The sequence below is a fragment of the uncultured Vagococcus sp. genome (assembly GCF_963518325.1).
Classification (GTDB): Bacteria; Bacillota; Bacilli; order Lactobacillales; family Vagococcaceae; genus Vagococcus_D.
In genome coordinates this window covers 1-13,821 of sequence record NZ_CAUQJB010000019.1, presented here as the reverse complement: position 1 = coordinate 13,821, position 13,821 = coordinate 1, and the positions used below count along the sequence as shown (strand labels likewise).

The window sequence follows — 13,821 nt, the reverse complement described above, 5'->3', positions numbered from 1 at the left end:
CGACACAACTGAGGCCTTCCTCTGAACCAAGAAATAACGTTAAGGAATCGGCTCGAGACAACTCCTTAACCCCAGAGAAATAGACTGGAAAGAAATCCCATGAAAAGCTTGGTTTATCCTTGAGAAATGTGCTATATTTAACTAGTTAATACTGTTGGCTGTACTAATTTGTTAAACTAGCTAAAAATCAGTGAGAGGATCTAACTTAACTGATAAATAGCCACGTGGCGTATAATGCCACGTCCCATAGCAACCTGTACCTTTTCTATCTATGACTACCAAAACTAATTCCTAAGAAACCAGGAGTTAGTTTTTATCTATAGAGAGTTTATCAAATAATCCCAACAGATGGTTTTGCCAAGGCATAACCGTCTATCAGCAAAAGGACGCACCGGTTGACAAAAGTGATGCCAAGTGATAACACAACGAATAAAGGAGATGATTAGTTGAAATTAATGTGGAAGTACACCATGCGCCACAAGAAATTACTGTTTTTTAATTTCTTATGTGTGTTTGGTTTTATTATTATTGAGTTAGGCTTGCCAACCTTACTTGGTCGAATGATTGACATCGGAGTAAAACAAAAAGATTTTGACTATGTTAAGTTAATGGGGATGTTTATGATTGGCATTGTTGTAGTCGGGATTATTTTAAACATGTTACTGACTTATTTTGGCGCGAAGTTAAATACCTCCATCATCATCGATATTAGAGATGACATGTTTGAAAACATGCAGACGTATTCCCATCAGGAATACGAAAAGCTAGGGGTCTCCTCACTGATTACCCGAACGACTAACGATGCGTATCAAGTCATGATGTTTTTAGGGCAGTTCTTACGTTTAGGCTTTATGACACCAATGATGTTTGCCGCAAGTCTTTACATGATCATGAGAGAAAGTGCCTCATTATCAAAATTTGTTTTTTTTGCGATTCCGTTTTTATTGTTGGGTGTAATCATCATTGCTCGCATATCAGAGCCATTGTCTGAGAAACAACAAAAAAATCTCGATAAAATTAACATGATATTGCGTGAGAATTTATCTGGTTTGCGAGTGATTAGAGCCTTTGTCAACGAAAAGTTTGAAGAGAAACGCTTTGATGAAGTCAACGAGAATTACGCAGCCAGCTCAACCAAGCTCTTTAAATTAGTGGCTGTGGCTCAGCCAGGGTTTTATTTTTTATTTAATATCATCATGGTTCTTGTTATTTGGTTTGGTGCCAAGCAAATTGATTTGGGGCAACTGGAAGTCGGAAAATTAATTTCCTTCATTGAATATGTTTTCCATGCCTTGTTCTCATTTATGCTTTTTGCTTCTGTCTTTATGATGTATCCGCGAGCTGCCGTTTCCGCTAATAGAATTCAGGAAGTTCTAGACACAGTTACCTCTATTTCAGAAAATCCTGATGGGGTTAAAGAAACTGCCACTCAAGGCGTCATTGAATTTAAGAACGTGACCTTTGCTTATCCAGGAGCGACGGAAAGTCCGGTGATTCGAGATGTTAGTTTTACCGCAAATCCAGGTGAAACGGTGGCTTTTATCGGCAGTACCGGAAGTGGCAAGTCAACCTTAATCCAATTGATTCCTCGCTTTTATGACACCACCAAGGGGGATATTTTAATTGATGGGGTTAATGTTAAAGACTATAATTTGGCTGCTTTAAGAGCGAAAATAGGGTTTATCCCTCAGAAAGCTCTGCTCTTTACAGGAACAATTCGTGAGAATATGTTATTTGGTAAAGCTGATGCTACCGAGGAAGACCTATTGTATGCCGCAGAAGTCTCTCAGGCAACGGAATTTATCTCGCAAAAAACAGAGGGCTATGACGAACTATTATCAGAAGGCGGCGCCAATTTTTCTGGTGGTCAAAAACAACGATTGGCCATTGCTCGGGCGATTATTCGTCGACCGGCTATCTATGTCTTTGATGACAGTTTCTCCGCATTGGATTATAAGACGGATTCCAATTTGCGCGCTCGTCTCAAAAAGGAAACCACTAACTCTACGGTCTTAATCGTGGCTCAACGTGTGAGTACCATCATGCAAGCTGACAAGATTGTGGTCTTAAATGAAGGCGATGTGGTGGCAATTGGCACCCATCGGGAACTATTAACCTCTTGTGAGATTTATTATGACATTGCCTCATCTCAATTATCAGAGGAGGAACTCGCATGAAAAAATCAATCCGTTCACTAAAACGTTTATGGAATTACCTGCGTCCTTATAAAGTGAAATTTTGGCTGGCAGTTCTCTTTACCGTTGGCTCTGTTGGACTCAACGTTCTGTTGCCCTATGTGACAGGTTTACCGACAACGGAAATCTTGAAAAATGTCTTAAAAGGAGAAGGGGTCAACTTCCCTTATATTATGAAGACCATTCTGGCGATTCTGGCGATAACCGTCTTTTACAGCGCAACTCAGTATTTCTCAGTCGTGTTGATGACCAAAGTCGTCCAAGGCGCCATGAAGGACCTGCGGACAGATATTGCCGAAAAAATCAATCGATTGCCAGTTTCCTATTTTGACACTCACCAACAAGGAGAAGTACTGTCACGGGTGACCAATGATGTTGACGCCCTAAGCAATGCCTTGCAACAGAGCTTTATCGCAATTGTGACAGCTATCTTAGGAATCGTCATGGCTGTCACCATGATGTTTGTCTTAAACTTGCAAATGGCTTTAATGAGTATCTTAATGATTCCGGCTTCCATTTTTATTTCACGTTTTATTGTCTCTAAATCACAAAAATATTTCCAAGGGCAACAAAATGCCTTAGGTGATTTAAATGGGTTTGTCACCGAACATATGACTGGCTTTAACGTCTTAAAGCTTTACGGACGTGAAAAAGAGACCTTAGAAGGTTTTAAAGAAGTCAGCCATCGCTTGTCCCGTTACGGCTTTAAATCAGCCTTTATCTCGGGCTTGATGATGCCATTAGTTCAGCTTACCTCATACTTAGCTTATATCGCTATTGCGATTACCGGCTGTTTCTTTATTATTGCAGGGAGCTTAACAGTAGGAAATTTACAAGCCTTTATTCAATATATCTGGCAAGTAAACCAACCCATGGGTCAAATCACCCAACTAGCAGCCGTACTGCAAAGTGCGTCTGCTTCAACCACACGGATTTTTGAAATCCTCGACGAAAAAGAAGAACGGCTGAACGATGTGGATCAACCGTTACCTGAGATGATTGAAGGCCATGTGGTCTTCGATCACGTTGCCTTCAGTTACGACCCAGCTAAGCCACTGATAAGGGACTTGAGCTTTGAAGTTAAACCGGGACAAACCGTGGCGATAGTCGGGCCGACAGGAGCAGGGAAGACCACGTTGATCAACTTGCTGATGCGTTTTTATGACGTCAATGCAGGTGCTATTAAGATTGATGGCATCGACACTCAACGGATGAACCGTAGCGATGTTCGAGAAATTTTTGGCATGGTCTTACAAGATGCCTGGTTGTACCACGACACCATCGGTGAAAACATTCGTTTTGGCAAACTGGATGCCACTGATTATGAAGTCGTCGATGCAGCCAAAACGGCTAATGTTCATCATTTTATCAAAACCATGCCAAAAGGCTATGAGATGGAAATTGATGAAGAAGCTTCCAATGTTTCCTTAGGCCAAAAGCAACTGTTAACCATTGCCAGAGCGGTGATTTCTGATCCTAAAATTTTGATTTTAGACGAAGCTACCAGTTCCGTGGATACTCGCTTAGAGGCGCTGATTCAAAAGGCCATGACCCGTGTCATGAAAGGTCGGACTAGTTTTGTGATTGCCCACCGTTTATCGACGATTCGTGATGCCGATTTGATTTTAGTGATGAATCAAGGGGAGATCATTGAACAAGGCACCCATAACAGTCTTTTAGCAGAGGGCGGATTCTACGAACAGTTGTACAACAGTCAGTTTAACGAAGATGCCGATTACGAATAACTTGCAAGCTGGTAAAAGCCAAACCAAAGGCTTTTACCAGCTTTTTTTGACTCACGGACTATTTAATTGTTTTAGTATTATTTTTTGATCAAGAATGATATATTAAATTCATTAGAAAAAGAAGGAGATTAGGGATGAAACGTCTATTAGGCAAACAAGGCCTGCGTATGTTGAAGATGGTCAGCTATCTTTATCAGAATGAATGGGTCACCTTGGAAAACGTCAGTGAGGTGATTGGCTACAGTGAACGAACTTTAAGAGAGGACATTAAATATTTAAATAGTATCATGGTGCCAATTGAGATAACCGCCTCTACTAAGTTAGGCGTGAAGCTAATGATTCCTCAAGGGTATTCACTCAAGTACATCCATTCGCTACTACTGTCGGACAGCCTACATTTTAATATCTTAGAGGCGATTTTTTTACATGATTATGAGGATGTCGCTGAGTTGGCAGACGCCTTATATTCTAGTCCAACAGTCATTAGTAAAGCAATTAATCAAATCAACCAAATCATCAAGAGCCATCATTTTGAAATAACCACGAGTCCGCTGGCTATAAGCGGCAGCGAACAGTGGGTGACCGCCTACTTCCGTAGTTATTTTTTAGCAAAATACGACAGTCAGTTACCCCTAGAACCAGAACTAGTAGAACCGGTTCAAGTGGCAATCAATCAGTTGTATAAAGCCGAAAGTGCGACCATCCTACCCATGAATCGCAATCTACTAGTACTGTATGGTGTGATTCGAGTCTTTAGAATGAGTCGTAATCCTCAAAATCAATACGACCAATTTGACACTCAGGAAGTTTATTCGCAGGCGATTTGTGAGTATAACCGTACCTTATCGGATTTGGCTGCATTAGAAGAGACCCATGACTTCTTTCGAGAGATTTGGCGCCCAAGTCAAAATGAATTTATGTGTTTTAGAATGGATGAGTTTCAACAGTTAGCAAAAGGCCATCCCGCAGTCAAACAAACGTATAAGTTGTATGCAGACTTGGCCAACCAAATTGAAACGGAATTAGGTTTTCATTTTAACTTTAAAGAATGGTTCATCTTTAATCTATATAATACGACGATTAGTGAAAAGTATCATATTCCTGTTTTAACGGACAGAGCGGCCTATTTACTGCCCAACATTAAAAAGCGAGTGCCTTTTTTATTTTTAACCGTTTCGCGCATCGTTGATGCACTTGCTCCCAAGTTAGGACTAGAGCCAGAAAAAATGTTATACAATGTGTTTAGCTCTGCCGATGATTTTTTAACCACGGGTTATCAGAAACAGCCTAAACTAAAAGTCGCTATTTACAGTAACTACAATAATATCATCGTCGCCAACAACTGGAGTGTCATAAAAAATACCTTCGTCAATCAGTTTGATGTTAGCATCATTCAAAGTACCTTTGCCGATGCCCGTCAGGAGATTAACGACAGCTTTGATTTATTGATTACAGATATTAATAATATTGAGATTGACATTGATTATTTTTGCATACCTTTTGATATTTCCCCTAAAGAGATCGCCATGTTGGAGGACTACTACTTTAATGCGATGATTGCTCAAGTAGCTACCATCCACGGAAAATAAAACAGACATGTTGGGAAATAAAATCCTTTTGTTTTTTTTCTAGAAGGACTCGTCACAGATACACCCCTCAAGACCGACATGAGTTTCAACGTCCATTAGGTTCTCCGACACCTATAGAGAGTGAAATCTTTAGGTCTGCTTTATCTCACCATCTCCGTGAATCAATGAATGGCTGGCTCAATTGCCCAGCTATTCATTATAAGGGAAACATATAACTTGCATAATGACTCAATACACGATATTATACTTACATAAAGTAAGTTACTTTTTAAATCAATCGGAGGTTATGACAATGACAAACAACCATGATGTATTAGGCATTCACCACGTAACAGCAATGACAAGCAGCGCCGAAAAGAACTATCACTTTTTTACTGAGGTACTTGGCATGCGTTTAGTTAAAAAAACAGTCAATCAGGATGATATTCAAACTTACCATACTTTTTTTGCTGATGATCGTGGCAACCCAGGAACAGATATGACATTTTTTGATTTCCCCAATAACCCAAAGGGGATTCAGGGAAATAATTCCATCTCTCGGACGGGCTTGCGAGTCCCAAGCGACAAAGCCCTTGAGTACTGGATCGATCGTTTTGATGAATTCGCGGTAACCCATGAAGGCATCAGTGAAACCTTTGGTAAAAAAGGCATCCGCTTTAGTGATTTTGATGATCAGCGCTATCAGCTCTTTTCAGATGAAGGGGACACAGGCGTAGCACCAGGTGTGCCTTGGCAAGAAGGACCGGTCCCTCATGAATATGCCATTGTAGGGCTGGGGCCAGTTGAGTTAACCGTTAGCTACTATACTAAGTTAAGACATTGGCTAGTCGATAAATTAGCCTTTAGAGAAGTGGCAAAAGAGGGGGACCACACCTTATTCGAAGTTGGTGAAGGTGGCAATGGTGCGACGATCATCGTGAAAGAAGACCATCAGACAGGAAATGCCCAACAAGGTTATGGCGAAGTCCACCATGTGGCAATCAGAGTTCCAAATCGGCAAGCTTTGGCTTATTGGGAAGGCATCTTAGAAGAAGATGGTCTCCATCATTCAGGTTATGTGGATCGCTTCTATTTTGAGTCGCTTTACGTTCGCGTCGGTTATATCCTGTTTGAATTTGCTACAGACGGACCAGGATTTATGGGGGATGAACCTTATGAAACCTTAGGTGAGAGCCTGTCATTACCGCCATTTTTGGAAGGTAAACGAGCCGTCATTGAAAGTGCTGTTCGTCCATTTGACACAAGTCGAGGTAAATAAGATGACTCATCTCTTTATTGAAAAAGACCGACAAGCCCCGCCTATTTTATTACTCCATGGTACTGGTGGCGATGAGCACTCCTTAGTCGAGCTAGCTACTGCGATTGCACCCAATTCTTCCTTATTAGGCATTCGAGGTAAAGTCAGTGAAGGCGGCGCAAATCGTTATTTTCGCCGATTTGCTGAAGGACAGTTTGATTTAGTCGACTTGGAAAAACAAACAGATAACCTTCTTGAAGAAGTGAAGGAGCTAATAGGGACCTATCAGTTGGATCTCTCACAGATGATTATTTTAGGGTACTCCAATGGCGCCAATATCGGTGCTCATTTGATGTTGGCACGAGAAGGGGGCTTCACACGAGGTCTATTGTTTCACCCCATGTCTCTTGGAAAGCACGACCATCATTTTCCCCTTTCAGAAAGCAAGGTTTGGTTATCTTATGGGGAATTGGATCCGATTGTGCCAGTTGAGACCTTTGAAGAATTGGTTCAGGCATTTGCTGAGAGAAAGGCCTCTGTCACGGCTTATCGCGCTGTCATGAGTCATGGACTGACTCGAGAAGAACTAGCGTCTGCTAAACAATGGCTAGAGGAGTTGAGTTAAATGATTCACTATCAAGGAGAAGAGTTATCAGCCAGTCAACAATACAAATTTTTAAGCGGCAGTGTGGTGCCCCGCCCAATCGCATGGGTAAGCACCTTATCGCCAGATGGGCAGGTAGTGAACTTGGCACCCTTTAGTTTATTTTCGATTGTCTCAAAAGACCTACCCTTAGTATCCTTAAGCATTATGCGAGAAAATGGGGAACAAAAAGACACGGCCTATAACCTTAGCCAAACCGGTGAAGGGGTGATTCACATTGTCGATGATAATCTGTTGCAGGAAATGAACGCCAGTTCAGCTAGTTTACCCCGAGAAGAAAGTGAATTAACGGCTCTTGAGTTGGAGACAATTGCCAGCTACCGTCTTAAGGTGCCTGCGATTGCCAAAGCTAAGATTCGCTTTGAAAGTCGGGTCTATCAACATGTGCCAGTCTATAATAAAGATCAAAGCCAGATCATGACCGATTTGTTTATTCTGGAAATAGTGGACTTTTATTTTGACGAGGACGTCTTTGATAGACAGACTGGCCATGTGGATGTCTTAAGCCTCAAACCAATTGCCCGCTTAGCAGGACCCAATTACGGTATCCTTGGCAGTACTTACGAACTACCACGGCCTCAATAAAAAAAGTTGACAAGCACATGCTTGTCAACTTTTTTACGTACCGCTAGAGGTGTCTTTTGCTTTCGCTTCGGCATCAGCCATGACTTGCTGGTAATCCAGTTGCAAGTATTCACAGATTAATTTGATTAAGCCAGCTTCATCTAGATTATCCTTGGCCGCTTGATCAATAAGGGCTTGCATATCCACATCCGTGATGGAATTAGCCGTCACATCTAGATCTAATAGCTTTTCCCGGATCTTTTGAATGGCGACCACATCTAAGCTTGGCACCGTTTCTTCAGGCTTTTCAGACGAACTAGTCGTGGTTGGTTTCTGGTTAAACAAGACGTTAGCGATGATAATGGTCGTTGGCGTACTGACTTCTTCTTTGTCTAAAAGATAGGCCAGTTGACTGCCGCGACTGCCACTGACTAAGGCTTCCGTCGGGAATTTAAACTGCAGGGCATCAATGGTGAAACTTTCCCCTTTTTTTACGATAAAACGGTCGCTGTCACTTCGTAAAGTGTATTGCGAAGGATGAAAGGTATTAGTCGATTTTAATATCGCTAAGCGACCGTATGAAAAGGAAATATTTTTTGAGGTGTCATTTTTGACGGTGACGCTAAAGGAAATCGGGCCAGTCCACCAGTCCGCATTGGTCTGCTTAGCCTCAAAAGTGACGCCGTCTTTGTCGCTTAAGTTTTCAAAAATAAAGTCACGATTCAATAATTCTGCGCCAATGGCTTCAGCTACTTTTTCCATCAGTTCCATCAGCTCTTCTTGTCTTTTGGGGCTGTAAATCTTTTCAACTTGACCTAAGACTTCTTGAAATTCGTCCTTAGTAATATCGAAGCGAACATCTGCCCCATCAAATAGCTCCATTACCTTGGTTTTTGCCGTCTCATAAGTCATTAACTGCTCTTCAGCATTTTTTAGAATAGTCGCCATGGTTTGATGCCAAAGGCCTGTTTCAGAATCGGCTTCAAATAATTGGTTGAAAGCATCCAGGTCGTTTTGAACCAAGGTGTCTGAAATGATTAAAAAAGCGTTGTGTTCCGTGCCATTAATCGCAACTAATTGGTTTTTAGTGACTTTTTCAGAAATATCTTTCAGTTTTCGGGCGCCGCTAGATTCTTCAGTCGATTCAGAAGAGGCTTCGTGACTTGATTCTGTGCCCTCATCAAAGACTTTTTCCACATCGACAGAGGCTGCCTTGTTCTCAGCTTGACGGTAGTCCACACTGAGGAACATGTTGTTTAAATGGAGTTGGATGGCTAGTTTTTGAGTGGCCAAGTCGATTTTCTCTTGTGACTCAACCAACTCTTTTTGTTTGGCTTCAGTTAAGTCGCTTTTACTGATATTCTGGGCCACTAGAACACGACTTAATTCATCTGATACCGCTATCACCTCTTTTTCTTCCAAGTTTTTTGCCAGGAAATCCCCATCCTCTGAACTAAATAAGGCCTGGGCCTTCTCTAGAAGAGCGGCTTTGATGTCACTTCTATTTGATTTGAGAGGGGTGTGGTAATAATTTTTCCAAAAAAATAAGCCACCCATTATAAGAATCATCAGGACAATTAAGCCTGTAAAGATCCACGATTTTTTCATAAACAGACTCCTTAAATATAATCTAATGTATAACATACTAAATTCATTATACCGCAAAAGACAAATAAATTGTTTAGAAAGTTTAACTAGATTACAATATAATTAATATGGGTTTTAGAAACAGCTCACAGCAAGTCAACAAGTGGATAAAGAAGAACGGAGATGAAGGAATGAAAAAGATTAACTTTCTAGTAGGAGCCCTAATGACCATCAGCTTATTAGCAGCCTGTGGGACGAACAAACAAGCCGACAAACCGAAAGAGAAGGAAACTAAGGCCGAGTCAGTTATAAAAGTGACCTCTGGTGGCGAACTGTCGACTCTGGATAGTGCCTTGTACAGTGACGTCTATAGCTCGGATACTATTGGTCAGATTATTGAAGGTCTGTATCGTGTAGGGCCGAATAATGAAGCAGAGTTGGCCATGGCTGCCAAAGAGCCGGAAATATCTGAAGATCAAACCGTTTACACCTATGACATTCGTGAAGCTCAATGGAGCAATGGTGAACCCGTAACGGCCAATGATTTTGTTTATGCTTTTCAAAATGTAGTCGATCCTGACTATGGCTCCCCTAGTGCCAACCAGATGGATGTCATCAAAAATGCCAAAACTATTCGAGAAGACAAGGGAAATCTAGAGGATTTAGGCGTTAAAGCTATTGACGATACTCACTTGGAAATCACTCTTGAAAACCCAACGCCATACTTGGCTAAATTATTGACAGGAACCCCCTTCCTGCCAAAAAATCAGGATTTCGCTGAAAAACTGGGAACCGATTACGGAACCGATGGGGAGAAAGTGCTAAGTAATGGCCCCTTCACCATCAGTGGCTGGGACGGCACCAATAATGAATGGGTCTTTACTAAGAATGAGGCATATTGGGATGCCAAAAATGTTTATTTGGACAAGGTAAAGGTCAGTGTTATCAAAGAGATTGGCACAGGGGTTAGTTTATTTGAGGCAGGTGACGTTGATTTTACCGTTATTGGGGACGAATACGCTACCCAAAAGAAAAACGAACCAGAGTTTCAAGCTGTGCCAAAAGCTTTAATTGGTTATATTGGGTTTAATACCCAACGAGAGATTACCGGCAATCGAAATGCCCGGCTAGCGATTGCTCAGGCATACGACAAAGAAAAGTTTGCTGAAAATATTTTGGCAGATGGTTCTATCGCTCTTAACGGCTTGGTGCCAAATAACTACGCTAAAAATCCTCAAACAGGTCAGGAGTTTCGCGAAGAAAATGGCGATTTGTTGACTTATGACGTGGAAAAAGCCCAATCGGCTTGGGAAGAGGCTAAAAAAGAATTAGGCAAAGACTCCTTGGAGTTAGAGTTATTGTCAGCTGATTCACCTACGGCTAAGAAAACAGTGGAGTTTCTACAAGCCGAATTACAAAGTAACTTGCCAGGTTTAAAGGTTAACATTAAACACGTGCCCGTTGCTCAGCGTCTCGATTTAAATCGAGCTGGTGAGTTTGATTTCTTCTTTGGCACTTGGACACCAGACTATGCTGATCCGATAAACTTCTTGGAAGTTTACGAATCTACTGGTGGGTTAAATTTTGGGAAATTTAGCAACCCTGAATACGATAAAGGGATTGAAGCAGCTAAAGCCAGCTTGGCAACGAAACCAGAGGAACGTTGGCAGCAAATGCTAGATACTGAAAAATTAGGAATTGGCGAAGAGGTTGCGATTGCCCCAGTTTATCAAGGTTCGATTGCTTTTCTAACCAAAGAGGGACTAACAGATGTCCAAGTCTTTCCCTTCGGTCGCTCGGTTTCTTATCGTTTAGCCCGGTTGTCTAACTAAACTAAAAGCCACGACTTTTCGTGGCTTTTTTGTATGATGAAAATGAGATGAGATTCAAGTTGAGCGACTCGTCATTTCCTCTACACGAACATGACATTGCTAATTTGCTAATACTGATATTGAAGAACAATAGGCAGATTAAACATTAAAATTTTATTAATAAAGAACTTTTTATGAAAAGTCGCTATCTAAATTGTAACCTTTATGTTACGATTGTGACAAATACATTACAAGGAGTGGAGACGATGAAACAGAAATTATTAATGTTAAGCCAGATTGTTATACTAGGAGGATGTATTAGCTTGGGGCAACCCGTTTTTGCAGATGAAACGATACCAGAAGTGAAGACGGAAGCGACAACGGAAACAAGTAGTGACCTTAAAGAACCAGTTGAGGAATCTAAAGAAGTACCCAAAGAAACGACAGAAGAATCAGCTGTTATTCCGGAATCATCGGTGTCAAATGATGAGGCTCAAAAAGTTGTTGAGGATGTAGAAGCCTTAATCAAAGAACAAGTGGGGGAAGCTAAAGAAATAGACCCCTCACTTTTTAATACGACGACTGGAGAAGGCATACGAGCAATATTATCGCAAATGGAATATAAGATGACAGAGTCTGAATTGAGTAGCTACTCTGATGAGCAGTTATTAACAACAATGACCCTTTACGAAAGATATAATTATGATATTATTGGGATGGATATGAGTTCTTACGTTCGTGTTCTCAGGGGGCTGTATGGAGACAAAAGTCTTTCTTGGGAGAGTATTTCGCAGCAATTATCATTTGTACCAAATGATTTTAATAGTTTTGCGGAAATGATTCCTCGAGTTGATGAGTTACAGGCCTATCTAAAGGCTTTATATCCAAGTGGTAGTAGCTTTATGCCGATTAAATCTGTATCGAATGAGGAGTTGATTGCCGTTCTAACAGACCTGAAGGCATTTGAAAACAAATTTAAAGAAGATGGCGAAAGTTTGCCAGCTGGTAGGATTGCGCTGATAAAAAATAGAATTGACAACGGTATGGAGACTAGCGCCAGTAGCACCCATACGTCTGATTCTAAAAAAACTGATGAAGGGGGAAAGCCATTATCATCTGCAAAAAAAGAAGACAGCGATAAAGGAAATTTATTAAAATTACCCCAAACAGGTGAAGAAAAAGCAAAATGGGCTATATCTGTTGTAGGGATTTTGATAGTTCTAGGGGCGATTATCTTTGTAATTAAACGAAATAAAACGGGAAAAACAAACTTATAGATTGAGCAGTGCTGACCTTAGAACTTTTCCAAAGGTCAGTACTTTTTTTCGTTAAAACAATGGTGTACATTACTCACCACATGACGACACCTTTCCTGTTTTTTATAAAAAAACAAGAAACCCTAGTTTTTTCTAAAAGAATTCTGTAAAGTTAAGCAGTAGTCAGAAAAAATGACTGACGATCTCATTAGAGTGATTAATGAGATAAGGGAAAGAGGCAATCATGGAAAAGAAACTAGTATTTATTGACATAGACGGGACATTAGTCGATCGACATGAACAAATCCCCCCATCGGCTCAAGAGGCGATTCACAGAGCGAAAGCCAATGGGCACCTGTTGTACTTGTGTACAGGGCGCTCAAAACCAGAAATCTACGATCATTTATTAGCCGTGGGCTTTGATGGTGTGATTGGCGCTGGCGGCGGGTTCATTGAATCTCAAGGTGAGATCATTTTTCATCGTCAAGTAACAGAAGAAAGTGTCCGTCATATGGTCGATTATTTTGTGGAAAAAGGCTTTAGCTTTTATTTGGAATCAAATGGTGGACTTTATGGTAATGTTCAGTTGGAACAACACTTAACTGATTTAGTGACTCAAGGGATGACAGAAGAGGAGAAAGCCAAACAAGGCAAACATCCTTTTTTAGAAAAAATCACCTTTAGTGATGACAATCTTTACCGCAATGATGTGAATAAAGCTTGTTTTTTGGAAAACCCTCATGTGCCTTTTAAGGAGATCCAAACGGAATTTAATGGCGAATTCGACGTGATTCATTGCACGGTGCCAGTTTTTGGTGATGACAGCGGCGAATTGATGGTGCCAGGCATTCATAAAGGCGTGGCCATTGAGTTTTTATTAAATCACCTGGATATCTCTCAAGATGCCACAGTAGGAATCGGAGATGGCATGAACGACAAAGAGATGCTGGAGTTATGCCAAATAGGGATCGCTATGGGAAATGCCAAAGAAGGACTTAAAGCAGTGGCGGACTACATTACAACAGACTTGGAAGAGGATGGCCTTTACAATGCGTTTAATCACTATGGGTTGATTTAGGTCATTCATCCGTCTCCGTAGGCAAAAAAAACGAGGGTGGGACAAAACTCCCTTAAAACAGAAAAATATCTTGGTGACTATCAGAATAACTGATA

Annotated in this window: 10 protein-coding genes; 9 read left to right on the top strand and 1 reads right to left on the bottom strand. The window is 41.0% G+C overall.

Annotated features, from left to right (window positions below; genetic code table 11):
* Positions 1–446 precede the first annotated feature (446 nt).
* From RWN13_RS14715 to RWN13_RS14690, 6 genes are all read left to right on the top strand, one after another.
* Positions 447–2,177, top strand: coding sequence for an ABC transporter ATP-binding protein (locus RWN13_RS14715; protein ID WP_314065164.1), 1,731 nt, complete (start codon positions 447–449; stop codon positions 2,175–2,177).
* Complete coding sequence (locus tag RWN13_RS14710) at positions 2,174–3,940, top strand: ABC transporter ATP-binding protein (protein ID WP_314065161.1); 1,767 nt, start codon at positions 2,174–2,176, stop codon at positions 3,938–3,940. Before RWN13_RS14715 ends, RWN13_RS14710 begins: the two co-directional genes overlap by 4 nt.
* Before the next feature lie 134 nt (positions 3,941–4,074).
* Entirely contained in the window at positions 4,075–5,529 is a 1,455-nt protein-coding gene (locus tag RWN13_RS14705) for a helix-turn-helix domain-containing protein (RefSeq protein ID WP_314065158.1), read from the top strand.
* A 292-nt stretch (positions 5,530–5,821) separates the two neighbouring features.
* Positions 5,822–6,787 carry a ring-cleaving dioxygenase gene (locus RWN13_RS14700; protein WP_314065156.1) on the top strand — a complete coding sequence of 322 codons (966 nt, stop codon included), beginning with the start codon at positions 5,822–5,824 and terminating at the stop codon, positions 6,785–6,787.
* A gap of 1 nt (position 6,788) precedes the next feature.
* Positions 6,789–7,391 (top strand): alpha/beta hydrolase, encoded by a 603-nt coding sequence (locus RWN13_RS14695; protein WP_314065154.1) that lies wholly within the window; start codon positions 6,789–6,791, stop codon positions 7,389–7,391.
* Complete coding sequence (locus RWN13_RS14690; RefSeq protein ID WP_314065152.1) at positions 7,392–8,015, top strand: flavin reductase family protein; 624 nt, start codon at positions 7,392–7,394, stop codon at positions 8,013–8,015.
* 33 nt (positions 8,016–8,048) lie between these two features.
* Here the strand turns inward: RWN13_RS14690 and RWN13_RS14685 are convergent, their stop codons facing one another.
* Positions 8,049–9,602, bottom strand: coding sequence for a hypothetical protein (locus tag RWN13_RS14685; RefSeq protein ID WP_314065150.1), 1,554 nt, complete (start codon positions 9,600–9,602; stop codon positions 8,049–8,051).
* Positions 9,603–9,772: 170 nt separating this feature from the next.
* Between RWN13_RS14685 and RWN13_RS14680 the strand changes: the two genes are divergently transcribed.
* The 3 genes from RWN13_RS14680 to RWN13_RS14670 all read left to right on the top strand — a co-directional run bounded on the left by RWN13_RS14680 (position 9,773) and on the right by RWN13_RS14670 (position 13,726).
* Complete coding sequence (locus RWN13_RS14680; RefSeq protein WP_314065147.1) at positions 9,773–11,413, top strand: peptide ABC transporter substrate-binding protein; 1,641 nt, start codon at positions 9,773–9,775, stop codon at positions 11,411–11,413.
* A 245-nt stretch (positions 11,414–11,658) separates the two neighbouring features.
* Positions 11,659–12,669 carry an LPXTG cell wall anchor domain-containing protein gene (locus tag RWN13_RS14675; RefSeq protein WP_314065144.1) on the top strand — a complete coding sequence of 337 codons (1,011 nt, stop codon included), beginning with the start codon at positions 11,659–11,661 and terminating at the stop codon, positions 12,667–12,669.
* A gap of 223 nt (positions 12,670–12,892) precedes the next feature.
* Positions 12,893–13,726 carry a Cof-type HAD-IIB family hydrolase gene (locus RWN13_RS14670; RefSeq protein WP_314065141.1) on the top strand — a complete coding sequence of 278 codons (834 nt, stop codon included), beginning with the start codon at positions 12,893–12,895 and terminating at the stop codon, positions 13,724–13,726.
* Positions 13,727–13,821: the final 95 nt, after the last annotated feature.

Coding starts and splice junctions, on each gene's coding strand:
- RWN13_RS14710 (WP_314065161.1), top strand. CDS start 2,174: ATGAAAAAATCAATCCGTTCACTAAAACGTTTATGGAATTACCTGCGT.
- RWN13_RS14705 (WP_314065158.1), top strand. CDS start 4,075: ATGAAACGTCTATTAGGCAAACAAGGCCTGCGTATGTTGAAGATGGTC.
- RWN13_RS14700 (WP_314065156.1), top strand. CDS start 5,822: ATGACAAACAACCATGATGTATTAGGCATTCACCACGTAACAGCAATG.
- RWN13_RS14695 (WP_314065154.1), top strand. CDS start 6,789: ATGACTCATCTCTTTATTGAAAAAGACCGACAAGCCCCGCCTATTTTA.
- RWN13_RS14690 (WP_314065152.1), top strand. CDS start 7,392: ATGATTCACTATCAAGGAGAAGAGTTATCAGCCAGTCAACAATACAAA.
- RWN13_RS14685 (WP_314065150.1), bottom strand. CDS start 9,602: ATGAAAAAATCGTGGATCTTTACAGGCTTAATTGTCCTGATGATTCTT.
- RWN13_RS14680 (WP_314065147.1), top strand. CDS start 9,773: ATGAAAAAGATTAACTTTCTAGTAGGAGCCCTAATGACCATCAGCTTA.
- RWN13_RS14675 (WP_314065144.1), top strand. CDS start 11,659: ATGAAACAGAAATTATTAATGTTAAGCCAGATTGTTATACTAGGAGGA.
- RWN13_RS14670 (WP_314065141.1), top strand. CDS start 12,893: ATGGAAAAGAAACTAGTATTTATTGACATAGACGGGACATTAGTCGAT.